Raw genomic sequence first — 20,774 nt, forward strand, 5'->3', positions numbered from 1 at the left:
GTCACAGCACCGCCACAGGACACACCGGTGCCGCGGTCGATCCTTGGAGCGGCAAGGGTGCGACGACGAGTGCGAACACCGATCGCCCGCGTTGACGAAGCGCCTCGGCCAGGCGGCTTAGGTCAAGGTTCTCGAGCATTGGCACACCAAACTTATGCAGCAAGCAGAGATGGACCGGAAAGGAAGTGCCAGGCGCGCTGGGCTGCTGCTCGATCGCGTAGTTGTCCGCGCCGACCAGGCTCACGTCCTGCTCAGCTAGGAACCAAGCCGCAGCGAGGTCGATCCCGGGCTCGGCCCGGTGATAGACCTCGGCGCTCAGGCCTCTCTCCCACCATCCGGTCCTGATCAAGACGGCGTCGCCGGGTTCCAGATGCACGCCGCGCTCGTCCAGGCACAACCGGAGCAACTGGGCGGTGACGGCTTCACCGGCTTCCAGGGGGCGGCCCAAGTGCTCCTGCATATCCACCAGGACCCCCCGCGTGACGACCGGTCGGAGAGCCTCGGCCCCACAGCGGTCGGCTCCGCGCGTCGACCTGACACCGCTGGCGGGATGACCATTGTAAAGAGCATCTCCCTCCCACACATGGCACAGCGCGTCGAGATGGGTCCCGCTGTGGGTCGGAAGCTGCACGGTGTCCTCGGCGAACCTAAACCCATGAGGGGCACGAGCACCCAAGGCGTAGTCACCGGCGTCTCTGTCCATGAACCGCGCAGGCCGACGTCGATGCGGAGATACCATCCCGTCCGGCCCGCATGGCTGCGCGAGCGATACCACCTCCCCGTCGGTCGCCGCCTGTATCGCCACTCGGACCTGGGCTGCTTGAACAAGGTTGAGCGCACCCGCCTCGTCCTCGGTGCCCCAACGCCCCCAGTTACCGACACGGCTACGCACTCGGTCGTCCGCACTGTGGCCGGGCCGCAACTCAGGCAACGGTACGCACCACCTTCCGAGCCTCGTCCAGGAGCGCCTTGCGCGCGAGCTTGCCGGTGGAGGTGAGCGGGAGTGCGGGCACCAAGACCACTCGAGCGGGCATCTTGTAGGAAGACAACGCGTTTCGACAATGCTCGGTCAATTCGGCCTCGCTCGTAGATCCTGACGTTACGACAAAGGCGATCGGCACCTCGCCCCGCCGCGGGTCCGGCGCCGCGACCACGGCAGCCTGGACCACAGCTGGATGGGCGCGCAGATGGGCCTCGATCTCGGCGGGCGAGATATTGATACCGGACGTCTTGATCATCTCGGAGTGCCGCCCGACAAAGACCAAACGTCCGTCCTCCCGGATGAAGGCCGTGTCACCCGTGTCGTACCAACCATCACTCGTGATTGGGTCCGGAACCTGCTGCCCGTCTGCGGTAGGCAGATAGCCGGGCATGACCCTGCCACGGACCTGGAGATGCCCCGGCTGGGTCCTGGGAACCACTGCTCCGCTCTCGTGGTCGACTACCCGAATCTCCACTCCTGGCAGTGGTAACCCCTGCGAGACCATACGGATATCGAGAGGGTCGTCCGCATCGGTAACACAGCAGTTGCCGTAGACCTCCGTTGAGCCGTAGATGTTGCAAATAGATTTGATGCCGAGCTCATCCACGATGCACTTCAGTTCGTCGGGGCGACCGATGGTCAGCCCAGTACGAAGGTGGTCGAGCTTCGCGACGACGTCGCGCGCACTGCTCCGGATGGACTCCACCATTGCCGGCAACAGATACGCCACCGTACAGCGTTCGCGACGCATCGTCTCCGCGGCCCGCTGGGCATCGAACCGGTCCTCGAGCACAAGGCAGGCCCCGTGAGTGAAGGTGGCCATAGCCGCGTTAGCGATGCCGTAGCTCCAGAAGAGAGGACTACCGAGCCACACCCGGTCGTCGCGCCTGAGGTGCATGCGGGTCCCTATGGCAAAGCCGTTCTCGATCATGTCGAACTGAGTGAGCGGCACGGCCTTGGGAAACCGGGTCGACCCGGAGGTATAGACGACGACGGGTGCCTCCGTCGGACGACTGTCATCTGCTCGGAGCGGGTCAGCTTGTCCCGCGAGTGGGCCCCAGCACTCGAAACCGCTTACTGAGCACTCCCCGTCAAGGATCGCGACAGTCCTCAGATGAGGGTACCTATCACTGGACCAGCCACCTGGTGCGTCTAGCTGCGCCTCCTGGAGCAGTCCGGCCAAGGTGCCGAGGATGTCGTTCGAGGCGAAGCCGGCAGCGCTGACCAGGAGCTCGGCCCGTGACGCTCTGAGCAGGTAGTCCAGCTCGCTCGGCTTCACCCAGGTATTGAACACATGGACCTGAGCACCGGCGCGTACGGCGCCGATGGTGAGCGCGAGCCAGTCGACAGAGTTGGGGGCGAGCAGTCCGACGACGCTGCCGCGCCCAACCCTCAACCCCCTGAGGGCAGCGGCAACCCGCTGGCTGCGCTCCGCGAGCTCACCGTAGCTGATCTCGCGTCCCTCGAACACGACAGCCGGCCGATCCCCGTGGGATTCGGCGAACGAGTCAATGAGTCCGGGGAGGGTTGAGATTGCCGGTCGCGGAGCCGTCGCGGGCCACTGTATCGGACCGACATGGCTCAGTGCCGGTGACGCCGAGCTAGCCATTGGCCCCGACACTCGGGTCGGCGGAATCCGTCTCGAGCTCGAACCAGTAGTCGGCGACACTGCCGACCGAGTTCTCGGCGAAGGCGACCCGGACCCGCGTTCCGATGGCCAGCGTCTTGGTCACCGCCTCGACGTCGGTCAGGTCGAGGCCACGGACATAGCCGGGGAGCGCGGTGTCCGCTCCGTCGAGCATGACGTACGCGAGAGCGTACGGCGGTTCGGGAAGCCCGCGGAAGGGTTCGTATACCACGGTGAACATCTCGATGACGCCGCTCGTGCTCACCTGGAGCCAGTCCCCGGTGGCGCGGTGGCAACGGTCGCAGAACGACCGTGCAGGGACAAGCACACGCCGACACTGAGAGCACGCGCGTCCGTACACCCGGCCCGCGGCCAATCCGGCAAGGAACCTGGAGGTGGTGTTACCGAGTGCGTGCCGGTACGACAGGTCCCAGGTCTGCTCGTAGAAGCGAGGGCCGGTGGACGGCTCGGGAATTACAACCGCCTGTGACCGGGGGGTGCTGGTCATGCGATCTCCTCCAGGGAGTTGGAAAGAACCATGGTCGAGTAGAACTGGTGGTCGCCACCGATGGCGCTGGCGATCGCGGTGGTGGCGCCAGGCACCTGGCGCTCCCCTGCCTGGCCGAGGACCTGCAGCGCGGCCTCACCCACCCGGATCACGCCGGTGACGGTGATCGGGTTCGAGCACTGGGTTCCGCCCGAAGGGTTGACCACGGGCCCTGCCGAGCCGAGGGTGAACTCACCGGCCGCGAGCCGCTTCGGGGCCTGGCCCTTCGCGGCCAGTCCGGCGGCCTCGATGACATGCAGTTCGACACTTGAGAACGGTGCGTAAATCTCGGCCGCATGGACCTGGGAGCGCGGGTCGGTGAGCCCTGCCATGTCGTAGGCACGCTGGAACGCCGTCGCCAACGCGTCCGCGTCGGCGTGGTCCCCCTGGGCCTTCGGGCCGACCCGGTCACCCATCCAGAACGTCTCGGTGTTCTGCCCTATGCCGCGTATCCAGGCCGCCCGGTGTCCGTGTGCCTTGGCGTAACGCTCGGAGACCAGGACCACGCCGGCCGCGCCCGTGGAGGCGGGACAGGCATCGCCGAGCTTGATGGGCCAAGCCAGCTGCCGGCTGTTCAGGACCTCCTCGATCGAGATCCGGTCGCGTAGGTGCGCGTACGGGTTCAGACTCGCGTGGTACCGGTTCTTGACGCTGACCCGCGCCATGTCCTCCTCCGTGGAATCGTAGAGGTACATGTAGCGAGCCGCGGACAGCGCGAGCATCGTGATGGTGTTGAGCGGCAGCGGCCGTTCGTAGCCGACGTCCCACATCTTGTTCAGAACGGACTGCGCCGAGCCGGACTCCGAGACCCGGTCGGCCCCGGCCACCAGCACCACGTCGAACATCCCGGAGGCGATGTGCGTCCAGGCGGTGAGGACAGCGCTCATGCCCGTGGCTCCGCCGTTGTTCACCCGCATAAACGGCTTGCCGACAGCTCCGACGGCGTCCACGCACCACCGTTCGCCGTTGCCGACGCCGACGAGCGCATCAGGAGCGAGCGGGAAGACGACCGCGTCGACATCATCGATGCCGATGCCGGCGTTCTCCAGCGCGAGGTCCGCTCCCTCCTTCACCAGCTCCGGGAATGTGACGTCCTCGCGGCGAGTCACATGCTTGGTTTGACCGAAGCCAATTATGCCCACGTTGCTCACAGGTTGCCTCCCTTCCCACCGAAGACCATGACTGCTGCTCCTTGTCCGGCGAATCCCTGGAGCCCGATGCCGGCGGAGATCGAGCCGGCGGGCTGGGAGTCGAGCGCGTCGACGGCTGCGATGAACCGTCCCAGACCGGACGTCGACGACGTCGACATGAAGTCCGCAGTGCTGCCGGCCGCGTTGATCCGTACGTCGTCGCGGAGGCCTAGCTTGCCGACCACCGCCCTCGTGGCCACCTCGCTCGGTGCGGCAATCTCGACGATGCTCCACCGGGCCGCACCGGGCACCCCTCGCTTCTCGATCTGCTGAAGCGCCGCGGCAAGTGCGGGCATCTCGGCGACGTCCCGGGTACCCATGTCATAGCCATCCATGGCCCAGCCCGCCCCGAGCACCCAGGCCAGCTCGGTTTCCGGCTCAAAGCTGCCTTCGGCAGCGAGGATGGCCGCGTAGACCACGTCGTTATCGGCAGGGAGGTCCGCGGCCGTCAGGGGCCATGCGGTAGCGCGCCCGGTTGCGGCGGTCGTCGTCATCCGGGAAGCCTGGAGCGCGGCTGCGATCGTGTCGTTCATCCCTACGCGCCGGAGCAGATACGGCTCGGCACTCACCAACTGCGCGTGCTCAGGTGACACGCCCTCGCTCGGTTTGCCCCAGCCGACCAGCAGGACGTTCTGGTCCTGACCGGCCAGCAACCGGAGATAGGCATAGATGAAGGCGTGCTCGCCCGATGACGCGATCATCGTGACGTCGCGGTCGACGCCGCCGGCTGGACCTGCACCGACCATGCACGAGATAACTCGCCCGTTCATCTGGTCGTTGCCGTAGAGGACAATGCTGCCGACAGTGGAGGCCTGGAGCCCAACCGCACTCAACGCCGCCGCGGCAACAGCAAAGATCATCTCTTCGAGACTGCGGTCGTCCTCCCGCGGAACAGCCAGCTGCCTCGTGGCCAGGACGGCGACTCTGGGCCGTTCGGGGGCTTCTCTAGGGCCGGTCGAGCTCCGCATCTCTTCTCCATCCATTCGTTTCTCCAAGCTTCAGGTGACCTCGTGGGGGCACATACTTCAGCGACGGTCGAATCCGCACGACTCCTGGGCCTCGAACACCTCGGTCCTGCTCTCGCCGTAGTGCAGCCGCTCCAGGACGTCGGCGCTCGCGAAGAAGCTGCGCGCGTCGAAGGGGTTGTCGAAGTACAGCTCCACGACGTGGTGGAAGGTCGGCACAGCGACGTACCGGTCCGAGGGCACGACCGCCTGGCCGACCGTGGTGCTCTCCACCTCGCCTATGACCTGGTTAACCAGAGCGAGCCTGCAGCCGACTGCGGACGATGCCGCTTCCATGAACTCGTCGACGGCGGCGCTCCTGCCCGATGCCATTTCACCCGCCGACGCGAACGCGACGACGTACTTGTTCAACGCGCTCTGGGCTCCCAGGGAGTCGTGAACGGTGACCTCACGTGCTTCGAGACGAGTGATCGCCGACAGGAAGTTGGGGTGGTCGAGTTCGACGACACGTTGCAGCTCGGGGTTGTTCGGACGGAAGGCGCGGCCGCCGCCCGCCTCCTCAGCCACCCCTCTGAGCAGCACAAGGCGCCAGCGGTCAGGCCGCTTGCTGAAGCCGCCCAGGGCGTCGTAGCCGGCGACGAGGCGGTTCTGGTAGTAGCTGACCCACCGCGGATCCTCTCTGAGGGTGCGCGCGATCAGCGGCACGTGCACCGTGCGGTAGTACTCCTCGCAGTAGTCCTCGGCCCCCGCGATGGGCTCGACGAAGTTGAGGATCTTGATCGTTTCTGACATCGTCCGATCCGCTCGTCAGGGCGCTCAGGCCCGGGTCGTCATAGGACGGGCTCGCCCGGCATCGCGTCGCGCGCACAGCGGAAGCCCATGTGCCCCGTGCTGCTGTCGGGGGTGTTGCCGCTCCTGGCCGCCGGCCGGTAGCGGAAGCAGTACGAGTCGTGGCAGAGATAGGAACCGCCTTTGATGACCCTCGCGGTTCCCTGCGGAGGGCCTGCCGGGCTTCGGCGCGTGTGTGGACGATCGACGGCGTGCCAGGTGTCGCTGAACCAGTCGGCGCACCATTCCCAGACGTTGCCGCACGTGTTGTAGAGGCCGTGCCCGTTGGGCTGGAAGGATCGCGCGGGGGCCGTGCCGACGTACCCATCGTCGGCCGTGTTGGCGCCGGGGAACTCGCCCTGCCAGATGTTGCACCGGTGCTCACCGCCCGGTGTCAGCTCGTCCCCCCATGGATAGACCGCGCCGTCCAGCCCGCTCCGTGCGCCGTACTCCCACTCCGCCTCGGTCGGCAGCCGCTTTCCAGCCCATCGGCAGTACGCGTTCGCGTCGTTCCAGGACACGTGCACGACGGGATGGTCCGCAAGCTCCTCCACCGGGGAACCATGGCCGTGAGGGCGCCGCCACGAGGCACCCTCGACGGCGACCCACCAGCGAGGCACGACACCGGGAGCGGCCTCCAGGCGCCGAGCGACTCGCCGGTCGACGAACCGCTCGAAGACAAAGCTCCAGCCGAACGCCTCCGCTTCCGTGACATAGCCGGTCTCCGCCACGAACTCCGCGAAGTCGGCGTTGGTAACGGCCGCCACGTCGATCCAGTACGGATCGACGATCACTCGCCGCGCCGGCGCCTCCCCGTCCCCACCGGGTCCGAGGCGCCGGTCGTCACCCATGGTGAACGCAACCCCGCCGAGCCGGACCATTCCCTGTGGATGCGGCCCGCAGTAGTCCCGGTCGGCAGGGCCGACAACACCGGACTCGGTTGCCCACAGAGAGGCCGGGGTGTTCGGGACAGACTCCCCACGGCCGGGGCTACAGCAGCTCGTCATCGTCGTACCCGGAGACGCCGTGACCGGCTAGCTCCGTGCTCCTTCCGCCACATAGTCCTCGTAGGTGATCGGCTTCTTGATCAGCCCCGTCTGGACGAGGTAGTCGAACGCCCGCTCGACTCGATCGCGGCGCAGCTCGAATCCGAAGACATCGATGTTCGTCTCCAGGAGTGTGTCCACAAGCTGGGCGTTGTCGGAGATGCGCTTCATGGCGATCTCTTTGACCTTCGGGCGGTTCGTGGGATCCGCCATGAACGCGAAGACGTCCTTCATGGCCGCCTGGAAGGCACCGATGGTGTCTCGTTTGGCGTCAACGGTCTTCGTGATTGAGGCCCACTGGTTGTAGGGCCAGTCCAGCTCGGTCAGCTCGCCGGGCAGCGGCGTCTTGCGAAGGTCGAGGACGACCTTCCCGCTCTGGTCGAGCGAGGTCAGGCTCGCGGCAGGCTCAATGGACATGTAGGCGTCGATCTGGTTCGCCTTCAGCGCCGGGACACCGGTGGCCGGCAGGCCGGCGCTGACCAGCGTGACATCCTTGTCCGGGTCAACCTTCGCGGCCTTGAGGACGTAGCGAAGCATCTGCTCGACACTGCCGCCCGTCGCCATCACGCCGATCTTCTTGCCCTTGAGGTCCTGCACCGAGCCGGGGAACCCGGCCTCCGCGTTCGGGGTGGCCAGCTTGGACCCTGCGAGCAGCGTGAAGACCGGACGCACGGTGTTCCCCGCGACGGCGACGATCGGCTGACCCTGCTCGATCACCAGGGCGTTGTTGTCGATACTGTTGAGCTCGATGTCGATACTGCCGCTCACCACGGCGGAGGTCATATTCCTGCCGTCGGAGATGTCGACCAGATCGACGTCGAGACCATGTTTCTTGAAGAGGCCGGCGTCGGCGCCGACGTACGCCGGCAGACTCATCAAGGCGCCCGGGTAAACACCGATTTTGAGGCCGGACGTGCTCGCCGTCTCACCGCTGGAGCCGCAGGCGGACAGAAGGGCCGAGGTGACGACAAGGGCGACGAGCGCCCCGGTCAGGGACCGTGGTCGTGACCGACGGGCTCCGCCCGTCGACGTGAGTGCGTGCATGTGTGGTCGTACCTTTCCGATGGGGCTGCGCTCTGGCCGAGGCCAGAGCGGGCTGCGTCGGGGCGGTCTAGAGCCGCCCGCGGTCCTGCCAACGCAGGAGACGTCGTTCGAGGAGCACCGTCGCGGTGTTCATGGCGGCCGCGATGAGCGCGAGCACGGCGAGCACCCCGAGCACGCCGGCTGTGTTGAACTGGCCAGAGTAGAAGGCGATGCGTTGGCCCAGCCCCGCCTCAGCCGCGATCATTTCGCCCACCACGACACCGAGAAGCGAGTAGATGACGGCCAGGTGGAGCCCGGCGGCGATGCTGGGTACGGCCGCCGGCAGGATCACCTTCAGAAAGAGCCGCCAGCCGCCTCCACCCAGCAACCTCGACACGGTCACAATGTCCGCCTCGACGTTCCTGACACCGGCCCGGGTGTTGATCAGGAGGATGAAGAACACCAGGCTTACGGCCAGCGCGACCTTCGACGCGCCGCCCAGACCGAACCACAGGAGGAACAGCGGGGCCAGGGCGACCCGCGGAAGCGAGTTGAGGATCGTGAGGAACGGGTCGAGGAGTTCGTTCAGCCACCGCACACTCGCCAGCACGAGACCCGCGGCAATCCCTGCAGCGCTGCCAATGATGAATCCGAGCAGTGTCGCCTGCAGCGTCACCCAGAGATGATGCCAGATGTCCCCGGAGCCGACGAAGTCGCGCAGGAACTTCCAGATCGCCTCCGGACTGCTTATGAACGCCGGGTCGAGCCAGCCGATCTCCACGCCGAACTGCCAGACGGCCAACACCGCTGCAGCCAGACCCAGGCGCGCGGCGGACAGCGTGACGATCCGAGGCACGGCAGGCAGCCAAGCCGGAGGAGCCTCCAGGGACGCTGTTGCGGTCTTCTCAGTCATCGTGTGAAACCTCGTCCTTCAGGGCATCCCAGATCTGGTGCGAGATCTCCTGGAACTTGGGGTCGAACCGGAGGCCGTCCAAATCGCGTGGTCGGTCGAACGGCATCATGAGATCTGCCTTGATCCGGCCCGGAGAGGCCGTCATGACGATCACCCGGTCGGCCATCGCAGCGGCCTCGACCAAGTCGTGCGTCACGAAGACCACCGTCTTCCCGGTGCCCTCCCAGATCCGGATAAACAGCTCCTGGATGACCAGCTTTGTCTGCGCGTCCAGGGCGCCGAACGGCTCGTCCATCAGCAGGTAGTCGGGGTCGAGGACCAGCACACGCGCCAACGCCACTCGCTGGCGCATGCCCTGGGAGAGCTCCGAGGGCAGTGATGCCTCGGACTTGGATAACCCGACCTGACGGAGCAGCTCACTGGCCATCTCCCTCGCGCGGGACTTGCTCACGCCGCGAAACTCCAGCCCCAGTTCGACGTTGCCCCGCGCGGTCCGCCAGGGCAGCAGGCCGGGACGGGCGAACATGTAACCCACGTTGCGGGCCAGCGAGGTGGCGGGGCGGCCATCGCGCGTCACCACTCCCGACGAGGCCTTGATGAGGCCGGCCATCATGTTCATCAGAGTGGTCTTGCCGCACCCACTCGGGCCGACGATCGCGAGGAACTGGCCGCGAGGAACAATCAGGTTGATGTCCTCGAGCGCGTTCATCCGCCCTCGGGACGTCGCATCGCCCCTGGATCGGCCGAACTCGTGCGTCACGCCACGAACAGTGATGGCTCCCTGCGCATCGTGGTTGTTGTTGTTCACGGCTCGATCTCCATGGTCTCGGGTGATCAGCACACTCACGGGCGCCTTTTCCGATATTTCGGAACTTTCTTCGTTGTACCGGAGAGACTAGGTTCACGAAAAGTGGCTGTCAATGCCTGATTCGATCGGTATCGACCCGTTGACGCCTGACAGTACTCAGGCTACGTTCCGAATATTCGAATGAGTGCTTCAGATAGCTGAAGAAGGGTGCCAGCAGGCATGAGCGGTGACAAGGTGGACCGGCTCGTCCGGGTCCTCGACTATGTGCTGAGGCAGAACTATGCTGGCGCTCCGCTCTCGCAGATCGCCGAGTCCGTGTCAGGGCCGTTGAGCAGCACGCACGACCTGCTTCGCTCCATGGTGAACGCTGGACTCCTGGTCATCGATGACCGGAAGCTCTACCGCGCCGGTCCGGTCTTCGTGCGACTCGCCGTGGCGGCCATCGAGCAGGTCGACCTGGTGAACGCGGCGCGACCACATCTGAAACGTCTCGTGCAGTCCATTGAGCACGATGCCTACCTGGCCGTGCGTGTCGGCAACACGGTGACCTACGTCGAGCGCGTTCCCGGTCTGCACCGGGCCGGTCTGGATATTCGACTGGGAGATCCCGTGCCGCTGCACTCCAGCGCAGTCGGCAAACTCTTCGCCGCCTACGACCCTGAGTTGGAGAAGGTCGCGACGTCATCGGATCTGGTGGCCTTCACTCCCAACACCATCACAACCAAGTCGGCGCTTCGATCAGAACTCGAAGCCATCCGGGAACGTGGCTTCGCCATGAGCATGGAGGAGACCATCAGCGGGATAATCGGCTTCGCGGCCCCCGTCCACGATCGCAACGGGGTCCTCATCGCAGCCGTGCACGTATCGGCCTTCAAGGACTACCTGGCCAACGCCGACATTCCTGAGATCACGCGCCAGGCAAAGCACTGTTCAGGAGCCATCCAGGAGCTGTTGACCCGAACCTCGGCCCCGGAGGAATGAGTGCCTGTCACCGGCTTCATCATCGACGGTTATATCGACGGCAAGGTCAGCAAGCTGTCAAGCAGAGAGCGGCTCGACACAATCAACCCGTCCACCGGCGAGGTACTCGCGGCGGTAGCGCACGGCTCCGCGGAAGACGTCGATGTCGCGGTGCGGTCTAGCGATCGCGCCCACCGGGCTTGGCGCAGGTGGAAGCCGTCGGCGCGCGGCCGCATCCTCCAGACGATCGCCGGCCAGCTCCGCGAGAAGCGCCAAGAGTTCGCACGCGTGGAGAGCCTTGACACCGGCAAGCCCCTGTCCCTCTCGCTAGGCGACGTTGAGGTCGCGGCCCGGTACTTCGAGTTCTATGCAGGAGCGGCGGACAAGCACCACGGGGATGTCATCCCGCTCGGGGCCGAGTGGCACGCCTACACCAGCCACGAACCCTACGGCGTCGTGGGAGTGATCCTGCCTTGGAACGCCCCCCTCCAACAGGCGGCCAGAGGCCTCGGTCCCGCCCTGGCAACTGGTAACACGGTCGTGGTCAAACCCGCCGAGGACGCACCGCTCACCTGCCTCATGCTGGCCCGGCTGGCCAGCGAATGCGGCCTCCCCGACGGTGTCCTCAATGTGGTCCCAGGCGACGGCCCGACCACCGGGCAGGCGCTGATCCATCACCAACTGGTCCGGCGGGTCATGTTCACCGGCTCCGCCGAGGTCGGCCGACTCGTCGCCCACGCGGCAGCGGACCGGCTCATCCCGGCCGGACTCGAGCTCGGCGGCAAGAGCCCCAACATCGTCTTCTCCGACGCCAACCTCGACGCTGCCGTCGAAGGATCCTGTCTGGCGATCACCTACAACTCCGGCCAGGCATGCTCGGCGGGAAGTCGACTCTTGGTGCACTCCACCGTCTACGACGAGTTCTTGTCCCGTCTGCAGTCGCGGCTGAGCGATGTCCGGGTCGGACACGCCCTCGACGACCCGGACATCGGGCCGATCGCCACCAAGGAGCAGTACGCCCGGGTCCAGGGTTACCTCGACCAGATCACCTCTTCCGGGGCTACTGCCCTGCTCGAGGGGCCGCCGAAGGTGCTCGAGAACTACCCGGGCGGGCTGTATGTAGCACCGACCCTGCTTGAGGCGCCGCACGGATCCCTGCTCACGCGTGAGGAGATCTTCGGGCCTGTCCTGGTAGCAACCAGGTTCAACGACGAAGACCAAGCCGTCGCCCTCGCCAACGACACGGACTACGGGCTCGTATCGGGTTTGTGGACCCAGGACATCGACCGGGCCCACCGCGTCGCGGCACAGCTGGAGTCGGGTCAGGTGTTCATCAACAACTGGTTCGGCGGCGGCGTCGAGACACCGTTCGGTGGCTACAAGAACAGCGGCATCGGCCGTGAAAAGGGCTTCGAGGCCCTGGCGCACTACACCCAGGTCAAGACAACCATCATCAGGCTCGCAGGCAAGTGAGGACACGTGACATGACAAAGCTCCTGCACGGAAAGATCGTTATCATCACCGGGGCGGCCTCGGGGATGGGCCGGGCCGGAGCCGTGCTCTTCGCAGCCCACGGCGCGAAAGTCGTGGTCGCGGACCTAAACACCGACGGCGCCAAGGAGACGGTCACCCAGATCGAGGAAGCGGGCGGACAGGCCAGGGCGTTCACCTACGACGCGACGAACGCCGCGGACAGCTCCGCCTTGGTCGACTTCACCAACGCGACCTACGGCCGCATCGACGGCGCGTGGGCCAACGCCGGTCTCCCTGCGCCTTTCTCAGCCTTGGAGGACTATGAGGAGTCTTTGTTCGACCGCTTGATGGCCGTCAACGTCAAGGGGCCGTGGCTGCTCGCGAAGTACGCCGCAGGGGCCCTCGAGGCGTCCAGGGGTTCCTTCCTCATCACCGCATCCCTATCCGGATTGAAGGGCCGGGCCCACCACTCGGGATATCAGGCATCTAAGGGCGGCACCGTCATGCTGACCCGGTCGCTTGCCAAGGAGTTCGCCCCGCGCGGCGTGCGCGTCAACTCTATCTGCCCCGTCGCCGCCGACACTCCCATGCTTCCCCAGTTTGTACCGGTCGAGGCGGCCGACCTGATGGACCGGGAGCGGCTGACAACCGACATCCCGATGGGACGGCTGGCTACCGCCGACGACGTCGCAAAGGCGGCTCTCTTCTTCTTGTCCGACCTGTCGGCGTTCGTCACCGGGGTCAACCTGCCCGTGGACGGCGGTGTGAGCGCTTGAGCAACGTCCTGCCCTCGTACAACGAACTCCCCCCGTCGACCGCGGCACCGAACTGGCGCACCGCCTGGGGCGTGTTCGGCGACCGGTCGCAGCTCGGAACGCTGGAGCTGCTGACACCCGAACGCCGGGCTCGGGCGCTCAGGCTGGCCACCGAGGGAATCTGCGTCAACCTCGACCACCCGTTGAGCATCCCCCTGTCGATCTTCAAGCATCGTCAGCAGTTCGTACACGACGTTTTCGAGATCATGCCGGGCTACTACGACGAGACCCTGGACAACTTCGCCCCGCAGTTGTCCAGTCAGTGGGACGGCCTACGCCACGTCCGCGGGCCCGACGGCTTCTACAACGGCCTGCTCCCTGACGATCGGGCGCTCGCCCCCGGACACAACTCTCTCGGGATCGACCAGGTGGCCGAGCGGGGCATCGTGGCGCGCGGCGTGCTGCTGGACCTGGAGCGGCACCTGCGGGACACACCGGAGGCGATCGAGCCGAACACGCGCAGGGAGATACCGCCCTCGCTGTTGGACGAGGTCGCCGCCGCCCAGGGTGTCCGCATCGAGGAGGGCGACGTACTGCTCCTGCGGTTCGGCGTCGACGCGTTCATCCGCAGCCTCAGCGACGGCACGACGACGACCGAGATGCGCTATGCGGCCCCAGGACTCCAGCAGGACGAGGAGACCCTGCAGTGGCTCTGGGACAAGCACATCGCCGCTGTGTGCGCGGACAACATCGCCGTCGAGGTGACGCCTCCGCGTGGTAAGGACACCAGACTCCACCCGGCTCTGCTGGGCTTGCTCGGTCTGACGCTAGGCGAGCTCTTCGACCTTGTCGAGCTGAGCGAGGCGTGCGCCGGACGCCACCGCTACGAGTTCTTGTTCATGGCGAAGCCCGTTCGCCTCCCCGGAGGCCTCGGCTCCCCGGCCAACGCAATGGCGATCTTCTAGGAGCGGACCAGCATGACCGATTCCCGACTCTCCAGAACCCACCTTCCGTCCCAGGAGGCCTACGCCTCCCGCATCGCCGAGACGACGGCCGCCTCAGTCCCGCACTTCCCCCGCTCGCTGACGGCCCCTGACGGCGCTCCCAATGTGGTCGTCGTGCTGCTCGACGACGTGGGCTTCGGCCAGCCCAGCGCGTTCGGCGGTCCGGTGGACATGCCCAACCTGGACGCGCTGGCCGGGCGCGGCCTGCGGTACAACCGGTTCCACACTGCGGCGATGTGCTCCCCGACGAGGGCGGCACTGCTCACCGGCCGCAACCATCACCAGATTGCGAACGGCGCGGTCGCCGAGATGGCCACCGGCTATCCCGGATACAGCACGATCTGGCCGCGCAGCGCCGCGTCCGTCGCCGAGGTCCTCCGCCTCAACGGGTACTCAACGGCAGCGCTCGGCAAGTGGCACAACACCCCGGAGTGGGAGATCAATCCCAACGGACCGTTCGACCGCTGGCCCACGGGTCTCGGATTCGAGATGTTCTATGGCTTTATGGGGGCGGACGCCAATCAATGGGAGCCCACGCTCTACCGGAACACGACGCCTATTGACACGCCCTACACCCCTGAGGAGGGCTACCACCTCGACCGGGACCTGGCCGACCAGGCCATCTCCTGGGTGCGCTTGCAGCGCTCCGTCGCCGCGCACCGGCCGTTCTTCCTCTACTGGGCCCCCGGCACGGCGCACACGCCACACCACGCCCCCCGCGAGTGGATCCAGAAGTACGCCGGCAGGTTCGACGCTGGTTGGGATCGGATCCGGCAGGAAACATTTCAGCGGCAGCTCGAGCTCGGCATCATCCCGGCTGACAGCCAGATCTCAGAGCGGCCCAAGGAGATCACCGCGTGGGACTCGCTGTCCGACGACGAGCACAGGCTCTACGCGCGGTACATGGAGGCATTCGCCGGCGCGTTGTCGCACTTCGACCATCAGTTCGGGCGGTTCGTCGCCGCCCTGGAGGAGCTCGGAGAGCACGACAACACACTGATCATCTTCGTTGCGGGAGACAACGGACCGGCCGCCGAGGGCACCCCCACCGGGCAGTTCAACAAGTGGTCGGTCATCAACAGCCTCCCGGAGGACCAGGCGGAGAACCTCCGCCGCATCGACGAGATCGGCAGTCCGACCAGCTACAACAACTACCCCGTCGGCTGGGCATGGGCCGGCGCGACCCCGTTCCCGTGGTTCAAGCAGATCGCCTCGCACCTCGGCGGCACCAGGAACGGAATGGTGCTGTCCTGGCCCGCCCGGGTGTCCGCGCGGGGCGACCGCAGCCACTTCGGACACGTCGTGGACCTGACGCCCACCATCCTCGACGCGATTGGGATCCCACGGCCGGAGGCGGTGCACGGAGCGGAGCAGTTGCCCTTCGCGGGGATCTCGCTGCTGCCCTCCGTCGACGACGAGGCCGGCTCCTGGGCGCCGCCACGCACGCAGTACTTCGAGATCCTCGGCAATCGGGGCGTCTACCAGGACGGGTGGATGGCGAGTGCGCGGCACGGGCGCCTTCCCTGGCAGTACACAGGTGGCTCCACCGGAATCTTTGAGCACGACCGCTGGGAGCTGTACGACCTGTCGTCGGACTACGCCCAGAGCCGAGACCTGTCCGCCGCGCAGCCTGGACGTCTGGAAGAACTCCGGAAGGTCTGGGACCAGGAGGCGCGGGACAATTTCGTCTATCCGCTGGACGACTCCCTGGGCGAACGGCTGGCGGTGGACCACAAGCCCAACCCCGGGAATGCGCGGCGGTCGTTCACCTACTACCCGGGCGCGGTGCGCATCCCCGAGGGTTCCGCACCCAACGTCAAGGGCCGTTCTCATCGCATCACCGCGCGCGTCACGCACGGCGCCGGCGACCGGGGCCTGCTGCTCTCCGCCGGGGGCCGGTTCGCCGGCTACTCGCTGTTCGTGGACGAGAACCGCTTGATCTACGCGCACAACGTGGCCGGCCGCGCAACGTTTGAGTTCGTCTCCGGCGTCGAGCTGCCCGGGGGTGAGCACACCCTGTGCTTAGACTTCGTGACGCACCGGCCGGTGCTCGGGTCGGGCGGTACGGTGCGGCTGCTCGTCGACGGCACCGAGGTCGTGGTGGGAGACCTGCCGCAGACCGTGCCGTATCGGTACTCCTACGCCGAGACGTTCAACGTGGGCCGCGACAGCGGGACCCCGGTGTCCTCACGCTACTCGGGCGCGTTCGAATACTCTGGAGTCATCCGCCGGGTCGACGTGGAGATCCTGTCGGAGCTCGGCGCCGTGGAGTCCGGACACGAGAAAAGCAAGGCCCTCGAACTTGAGATCGAGTCGCACTGAGCGGCATGGCGACGGTGATTCAGGTGAGGTGGACGGCGACGTGAGATTCGGGCTCTTCATTCCCAACTTCATGGCTCAGGGCATCGACGTGCCCGAGCTGACACGGCTCGCGGAACTGGCCGACAGGGCCACACGGTTCGACGACATCTGGGTGGGCGACCACATCGTGCTCGCAGACCGCATCCGATCCCGGCATCCGAACTTCGGCCGTGCCGTGCCCTCGGGGGCCCTGGAGGACTTCACCCAGGTGGGGCTGGGAGGCATGCCCGCCAGTGACCCTGTATTCGAGCCGTTGACGTTGTTGTCCTACCTCGCCGGGCTCACCTCGCGCGTCCGCCTTGGTATCGGGATTATGGTCACTCCGCTGCGCCATCCCGTGCTGGCGGCCAAGATGCTCGCCGCGATCGACGTGCTGTCGAACGGCCGGCTGATCGTCGGTACCGGGACGGGATGGCTGCGCGAGGAGTACGACGCCGTCGGCGCCACCTGGGCAGGGCGCGGCCCGCGGACGGACGACTACATCAAGTGCATGCGCTACCTGTGGGGCCCGTCGACCGACGAAGGCTTTCATTCTCCATCGGTGCGCGTCTCACCGGGCGTGCAGATGTATCCCAAGCCTCCGCAGGGCCGCGAGCTGCCGGTGTGGATCGGGGGCAACAGCGAGCTGGCCCTGCAGCGGGCTGCGCGCCTCGGGTCGGGGTGGCATGGGGCTCAACTGTCTCCAGACGCCGCTAAGAAGGCGGTGACTCGCCTTCGGGAGCTGCTCGAGGAGAACGGGCGACCTTCGGATGCGCTGACCCTCTCGCTCCGGCTGACGTCTTGGGTGCAGGCGCGGGCCAGGAGGGACAGCACCAATCCACTCGTCGGCAGTGAGCAGCAGATCCTAGAGGTCCTGTTCGAGTATCAACAGGCAGGGTTGCACCACATCCAGCTCGCGCCACCGCCAATGGTGGACCTGAAGGACCTCTCGGGCCAGACCGAGCGGCTCGACCGGATTACAGCCGAGTTTCGAGCGAGCGACGGTATCACTTCGTAACTAATTGCCGGTCAGTGACTCAGCCTGGCCGCATGGCGTCCTCCAGCGCTGCATGGGCTTCCTCCATCTGGGCGCGGGCCACCGACAGAGCCCCGCCGTGGAGCCAGGCGGGCGCCCGCTCAGCCAGCATGTCTGGGTCGACGTCGTCGAACATCTCACGCAGCCGCTGTTGTAGGTCGCCGGGAACATGGGTGCCCTTCTCCTGGATGGCCTCCAGAGTCTGGACCCGCACCGACGGCCGCTGTGCGGCCTCGAGCACCGGATGGGCGGAGCGGCCGAACCTGGCGGCGTCGTCGACCAGGACTTCGTCGACGGCGAGGGCGCGGACCAGCGCCAGCAGGGCTTCGACACCGGGACCGGGCTTGCCGACGTCGTAGCACTCGGCGTGGACGGCGCCTTTGCCTTCGCCCTCGATGTGGGCTCGTAGTTCGGCGAGCCGTGCCCGTACGGTGGCGGGCGCGGCCGCGCAGGTGTACAGGGACCTCGACCATCTGGCGGAGGTGTTGCGGGGCGCCGGAGTCGACGTGGACGGCCGCGTCGGCCACAACTCGGTCGGCGTCGCCTTCACGAACGCTCGGGCCGCGCTGGTGGGCCTTCACGACGCGCTGATGCGGGACTGGGACGAGTCCGTCGCCGACATGATCTAGACGCAGTCCCGGTGCTTCGCCTGCCAATCTCGGCTCCTCGGTGGTCGCCGTAGAGTGGGCCGGTCCGCAAGACTATTTCCTACGAATGGGTCGAAACTCATGGATAACGAGTTGACGTTAATGGCCGTTCACGCCCATCCCGACGATGAGGTGCTCGGCACAGGCGGTGTCTTCGCCAAGTACGCAGACGAGGGCGTCCGCACCGTCCTAGTCACCTGTACCAACGGTGAGCAGGGCGACGGCCCCGGTGGGGTGAAGCCGGGGGATCCTGGCCACGACGAGGCGGCGGTGAGCGCGCGGCGGCTGGACGAGCTCCGCGAGTCCGTGGCCCATCTAGGGATCGACCACTTGGAGTTGCTCGGCTACCGCGACTCTGGCATGGTCGGCTGGGCCGCCAATAAGGCACCGGATTCCTTCGCTAACATCCCGTTCGAGCAGGCCGTGGGCAGGCTCGTCGCGCTGATGGAGCATTACCGCCCGCAGGTCGTCGTCACCTACGACGAGAACGGTGGATACGGTCACCCCGACCACATCCAGGCACACCGGATCGCGGTCGCCGCGGCCGAGGCCAGTGGAATTCCCGGCAAGCTCTACTACACGGCGGTGCCCCGCGAGCGGATCGCCGAGATGTTCGCCTATCTCCGCTCGACCGGTGAGGCCCCCGAGGACCTGGAGCTTCCCGACGACTTCGGCGTTCCTGAGGAGGAGATCACCGCCGTGGTCGATGTGTCGGACCAGGTGGAGCGCAAGCGCAAGGCGCTGGAGGCGCACGCGAGCCAGGGCGAGAACATCTTCCTGCTGCGTATGCCCGCCGAGGCGCAGCACCAGGCGTTCGCGTACGAGTCCTTCATCCGCCACATCAACCGTGTCCCGGCCGCCGCCGACCGCGAGGACGATCTTTTCGACGGTCTCCGGTAGCCACGCTCCGGTACCGAAGTCCAGAAAAGCCTGGTTCACCACTGGTCATCACCTTTACGATCTTTTCGCTGGTGAGCAACCGTGGAAACCCAGGGGAGTAAACGGTTATGCGGGATCGACGGCTCCTCGTGCTGGCAGCCTCGGCGGTCGCGATCGTCGCCTTCGGTGTGTACGGGGTGATGGCGGCACCGGGGGCGGTGGTGGCCTCGCCGTCGCCGCGGTCCACCTCCACCGAGGAGTCGCGGCCCGACCAGAAGCTGACCCTGTCCGATCCGGCGCCGGTCACACCGACCCCGGTCACACCGACCCTGGTCACACCGACCCCGCAGGACGGTCCCGGGCAGGCCGGGGCGAGATACCTCACCGCCTGGCAGTCCGGTGATCTCGCCACCATGGCGGACCTGGTCGCCGATCCTCCGGCCGACTTCGCCGACCGGCACCGCCGGTTCGACGCCGATCTGCGGGCCTCGTTGTCCTCCCTCGCCCCCGGCGAGCTGCACCGTGAAAGCGAGGCGGCCGAGTTGTCCTTCACTGGGGTGAGGGAGGTCGCGGGTCTGGGCCGCTGGCCGTTCACCTCGGTCCTGCGCCTGGTGATGCGGGCGGACACCTGGAAGGTGCTCTGGAGTCCGGAGACGATGCACCCCGCGCTCAAGGACGGGGGGCGCCTGGTGCTGAAGGAGACGGAGGTCCGGCGCCCGGCCACGCTGACCCGCGAGGGGGTGCCGTTCCCCCGCGACAGCAGGGCGGGCGACTACTTCACCGGGCTGGGTGACACGGTCCTCGATGCGAAGCTGGAGGAGGAGAGCTCCGGCCGGGTGCTGCTGGCCTCCTCGCCCCGGCCGCCCTCGGGGAAGAAGACCACGATCTCCCAGCCGGTCCAGGCAGCTGCCGCCCGTGCCCTGGACGGTGTCGAGCAGCCCGCCGCGATCGTGGCGGTGGACATCAAGACGGGCCAGGTGCGCGCGGTGGCGGACGGGCTGGGCGGCAGGGAGGCGTTCAACGGCCTCTACCCGCCGGGCTCGACGTTTAAGGTGGTGACCGCGGCCGCGCTGCTGCGCAACGGCATGACTCCGGAGTCGCAGGTGGCCTGCCCGGCGGGCTACACGATTCCGAACGGCAGGAGTTTCACCGACTCCGACGGTGTCGACCACGGCACCGTGAGCCTCAGCACGGCCTTCGCGCTCTCCTGTAACACCACCTTCGCCCAGCAGGCGTACGAGCGGTTGCAGGACGACCGGCTGCGCGCCGAGGCGGCGGAGCGGTTCGGGTTCCGGGAGAAGCCGGGGTTGAGCTCCTGCCGGATTCAGCCGTACGAGGGCCCGGACCAGCTGGGTTCCGACGCCATCGGCCAGAACTCGGTGCAGGCCAGCCCGCTCTGCATGGCCGAGGTCGCAGCCGCGGTCGCGAGCGGCGTGTGGAGACCCGCGATCACGACCGCCGAGCCCCCTGCGGACTCGCCGCAGCCGGTGCCGCTGGACGAGGGGGTGGCCTCGGGCCTGCGGACGATGATGGGCGCCGCGGTCAGCCGGGGTACGGCCGCCGGGGCGGGCCTCCCACCGGACACCGCGGGCAAGACCGGCACCGCGGAGGTCGTGGACGGCGGGGACCACGCCTGGTTCATCGGCTACCGGGGCTCCCTGGCCTTCGCGGTGTTCGTCCGGCACGGCGGCGCCGGGGGCACGATCGCGGCGCCGATCGCCGCGAGGTTCCTGAATGCCCTTTGACGCTCT

General features: G+C 67.0%; 20 protein-coding genes. 9 read left to right on the forward strand and 11 right to left on the reverse strand.

The annotated features are described in order from the left end of the window. Window position 1: 1 nt before the first annotated feature. The 10 genes from OIE13_RS10140 to OIE13_RS10185 form a co-directional block, all read right to left on the reverse strand. Window positions 2-739 (reverse strand): cyclase family protein, encoded by a 738-nt coding sequence (locus OIE13_RS10140; protein WP_326830278.1) that lies wholly within the window; start codon window positions 737-739, stop codon window positions 2-4. A gap of 184 nt (window positions 740-923) precedes the next feature. Next, entirely contained in the window at window positions 924-2,591 is a 1,668-nt protein-coding gene (locus OIE13_RS10145; protein ID WP_326640758.1) for a class I adenylate-forming enzyme family protein, read from the reverse strand. Further along, window positions 2,584-3,117: a Zn-ribbon domain-containing OB-fold protein gene (locus tag OIE13_RS10150; RefSeq protein WP_326640756.1), complete on the reverse strand. Its 534-nt coding sequence runs from the start codon at window positions 3,115-3,117 to the stop codon at window positions 2,584-2,586. Before OIE13_RS10150 ends, OIE13_RS10145 begins: the two co-directional genes overlap by 8 nt. Continuing rightward, the gene (locus OIE13_RS10155; RefSeq protein ID WP_326829924.1) at window positions 3,114-4,307 is read right to left on the reverse strand and encodes a thiolase family protein; all 1,194 of its coding nucleotides are present in this window, start codon (window positions 4,305-4,307) and stop codon (window positions 3,114-3,116) included. Before OIE13_RS10155 ends, OIE13_RS10150 begins: the two co-directional genes overlap by 4 nt. Beyond that, window positions 4,304-5,206 (reverse strand): hypothetical protein, encoded by a 903-nt coding sequence (locus tag OIE13_RS10160; protein WP_326640754.1) that lies wholly within the window; start codon window positions 5,204-5,206, stop codon window positions 4,304-4,306. The genes OIE13_RS10155 and OIE13_RS10160 overlap by 4 nt, the downstream gene beginning before the upstream one ends. A 165-nt stretch (window positions 5,207-5,371) precedes the next feature. Further along, on the reverse strand, window positions 5,372-6,103 hold the full coding sequence (locus OIE13_RS10165; protein ID WP_326640752.1) for a hypothetical protein: 732 nt from the start codon (window positions 6,101-6,103) through the stop codon (window positions 5,372-5,374). 38 nt (window positions 6,104-6,141) lie between these two features. Next, entirely contained in the window at window positions 6,142-7,146 is a 1,005-nt protein-coding gene (locus OIE13_RS10170; RefSeq protein ID WP_442816050.1) for a formylglycine-generating enzyme family protein, read from the reverse strand. A gap of 27 nt (window positions 7,147-7,173) precedes the next feature. Next, window positions 7,174-8,229, reverse strand: a complete 1,056-nt coding sequence (locus tag OIE13_RS10175) for an ABC transporter substrate-binding protein (RefSeq protein WP_326640748.1) — start codon at window positions 8,227-8,229, stop codon at window positions 7,174-7,176. 67 nt (window positions 8,230-8,296) lie between these two features. Beyond that, entirely contained in the window at window positions 8,297-9,121 is an 825-nt protein-coding gene (locus OIE13_RS10180) for an ABC transporter permease (RefSeq protein ID WP_326640745.1), read from the reverse strand. Further along, window positions 9,114-9,929 carry an ABC transporter ATP-binding protein gene (locus OIE13_RS10185; protein WP_326640743.1) on the reverse strand — a complete coding sequence of 272 codons (816 nt, stop codon included), beginning with the start codon at window positions 9,927-9,929 and terminating at the stop codon, window positions 9,114-9,116. The genes OIE13_RS10180 and OIE13_RS10185 overlap by 8 nt, the downstream gene beginning before the upstream one ends. Before the next feature lie 234 nt (window positions 9,930-10,163). Between OIE13_RS10185 and OIE13_RS10190 the strand changes: the two genes are divergently transcribed. Genes OIE13_RS10190 through OIE13_RS10215 form a run of 6 tightly spaced genes read left to right on the forward strand, consistent with a single transcriptional unit; the run spans window position 10,164 to window position 17,479 of the window. Continuing rightward, window positions 10,164-10,910, forward strand: a complete 747-nt coding sequence (locus OIE13_RS10190; protein ID WP_326640741.1) for an IclR family transcriptional regulator — start codon at window positions 10,164-10,166, stop codon at window positions 10,908-10,910. Next, the gene (locus OIE13_RS10195; protein WP_326640740.1) at window positions 10,911-12,362 is read left to right on the forward strand and encodes an aldehyde dehydrogenase family protein; all 1,452 of its coding nucleotides are present in this window, start codon (window positions 10,911-10,913) and stop codon (window positions 12,360-12,362) included. It begins immediately after the preceding gene. Between the two features lie 11 nt (window positions 12,363-12,373). Next, complete coding sequence (locus tag OIE13_RS10200) at window positions 12,374-13,138, forward strand: SDR family NAD(P)-dependent oxidoreductase (protein WP_326640738.1); 765 nt, start codon at window positions 12,374-12,376, stop codon at window positions 13,136-13,138. Then, window positions 13,135-14,082 (forward strand): cyclase family protein, encoded by a 948-nt coding sequence (locus OIE13_RS10205; protein WP_326640736.1) that lies wholly within the window; start codon window positions 13,135-13,137, stop codon window positions 14,080-14,082. The genes OIE13_RS10200 and OIE13_RS10205 overlap by 4 nt, the downstream gene beginning before the upstream one ends. A gap of 12 nt (window positions 14,083-14,094) precedes the next feature. Next, window positions 14,095-16,443: an arylsulfatase gene (locus OIE13_RS10210; RefSeq protein WP_326640734.1), complete on the forward strand. Its 2,349-nt coding sequence runs from the start codon at window positions 14,095-14,097 to the stop codon at window positions 16,441-16,443. A 28-nt stretch (window positions 16,444-16,471) separates the two neighbouring features. Next, on the forward strand, window positions 16,472-17,479 hold the full coding sequence (locus tag OIE13_RS10215) for a TIGR03619 family F420-dependent LLM class oxidoreductase (protein ID WP_326829926.1): 1,008 nt from the start codon (window positions 16,472-16,474) through the stop codon (window positions 17,477-17,479). A 19-nt stretch (window positions 17,480-17,498) separates the two neighbouring features. Here the strand turns inward: OIE13_RS10215 and OIE13_RS10220 are convergent, their stop codons facing one another. Continuing rightward, window positions 17,499-18,026 carry a hypothetical protein gene (locus tag OIE13_RS10220; protein ID WP_326640730.1) on the reverse strand — a complete coding sequence of 176 codons (528 nt, stop codon included), beginning with the start codon at window positions 18,024-18,026 and terminating at the stop codon, window positions 17,499-17,501. Here OIE13_RS10220 and OIE13_RS10225 point away from each other — a divergent pair. The 3 genes from OIE13_RS10225 (at window position 18,004) to OIE13_RS10235 (ending at window position 20,768) form a co-directional block, all read left to right on the forward strand. Continuing rightward, window positions 18,004-18,126 (forward strand): hypothetical protein, encoded by a 123-nt coding sequence (locus OIE13_RS10225; RefSeq protein WP_326640728.1) that lies wholly within the window; start codon window positions 18,004-18,006, stop codon window positions 18,124-18,126. The genes OIE13_RS10220 and OIE13_RS10225 overlap by 23 nt on opposite strands. 120 nt (window positions 18,127-18,246) lie before the next feature. Next, complete coding sequence (locus tag OIE13_RS10230) at window positions 18,247-19,044, forward strand: PIG-L family deacetylase (protein WP_326647106.1); 798 nt, start codon at window positions 18,247-18,249, stop codon at window positions 19,042-19,044. Between the two features lie 107 nt (window positions 19,045-19,151). Further along, on the forward strand, window positions 19,152-20,768 hold the full coding sequence (locus OIE13_RS10235; RefSeq protein ID WP_326640726.1) for a penicillin-binding transpeptidase domain-containing protein: 1,617 nt from the start codon (window positions 19,152-19,154) through the stop codon (window positions 20,766-20,768). The last annotated feature ends 6 nt before the right edge of the window (window positions 20,769-20,774 follow it).

This window comes from Streptosporangium sp. NBC_01810, assembly GCF_035917355.1.
GTDB lineage: Bacteria > Actinomycetota > Actinomycetes > Streptosporangiales > Streptosporangiaceae > Streptosporangium.

What these genes read in the sequence shown, in the direction of transcription:
- OIE13_RS10175 (WP_326640748.1), bottom strand. Translation starts at nt 8,229, where the DNA reads ATGCACGCACTCACGTCGACGGGCGGAGCCCGTCGGTCACGACCACGG.
- OIE13_RS10180 (WP_326640745.1), bottom strand. Translation starts at nt 9,121, where the DNA reads ATGACTGAGAAGACCGCAACAGCGTCCCTGGAGGCTCCTCCGGCTTGG.
- OIE13_RS10165 (WP_326640752.1), bottom strand. Translation starts at nt 6,103, where the DNA reads ATGTCAGAAACGATCAAGATCCTCAACTTCGTCGAGCCCATCGCGGGG.
- OIE13_RS10150 (WP_326640756.1), bottom strand. Translation starts at nt 3,117, where the DNA reads ATGACCAGCACCCCCCGGTCACAGGCGGTTGTAATTCCCGAGCCGTCC.
- OIE13_RS10145 (WP_326640758.1), bottom strand. Translation starts at nt 2,591, where the DNA reads ATGGCTAGCTCGGCGTCACCGGCACTGAGCCATGTCGGTCCGATACAG.
- OIE13_RS10200 (WP_326640738.1), top strand. Translation starts at nt 12,374, where the DNA reads ATGACAAAGCTCCTGCACGGAAAGATCGTTATCATCACCGGGGCGGCC.
- OIE13_RS10210 (WP_326640734.1), top strand. Translation starts at nt 14,095, where the DNA reads ATGACCGATTCCCGACTCTCCAGAACCCACCTTCCGTCCCAGGAGGCC.
- OIE13_RS10235 (WP_326640726.1), top strand. Translation starts at nt 19,152, where the DNA reads ATGCGGGATCGACGGCTCCTCGTGCTGGCAGCCTCGGCGGTCGCGATC.
- OIE13_RS10140 (WP_326830278.1), bottom strand. Translation starts at nt 739, where the DNA reads ATGGTATCTCCGCATCGACGTCGGCCTGCGCGGTTCATGGACAGAGAC.
- OIE13_RS10160 (WP_326640754.1), bottom strand. Translation starts at nt 5,206, where the DNA reads ATGATCTTTGCTGTTGCCGCGGCGGCGTTGAGTGCGGTTGGGCTCCAG.
- OIE13_RS10230 (WP_326647106.1), top strand. Translation starts at nt 18,247, where the DNA reads ATGGCCGTTCACGCCCATCCCGACGATGAGGTGCTCGGCACAGGCGGT.
- OIE13_RS10170 (WP_442816050.1), bottom strand. Translation starts at nt 7,146, where the DNA reads ATGACGAGCTGCTGTAGCCCCGGCCGTGGGGAGTCTGTCCCGAACACC.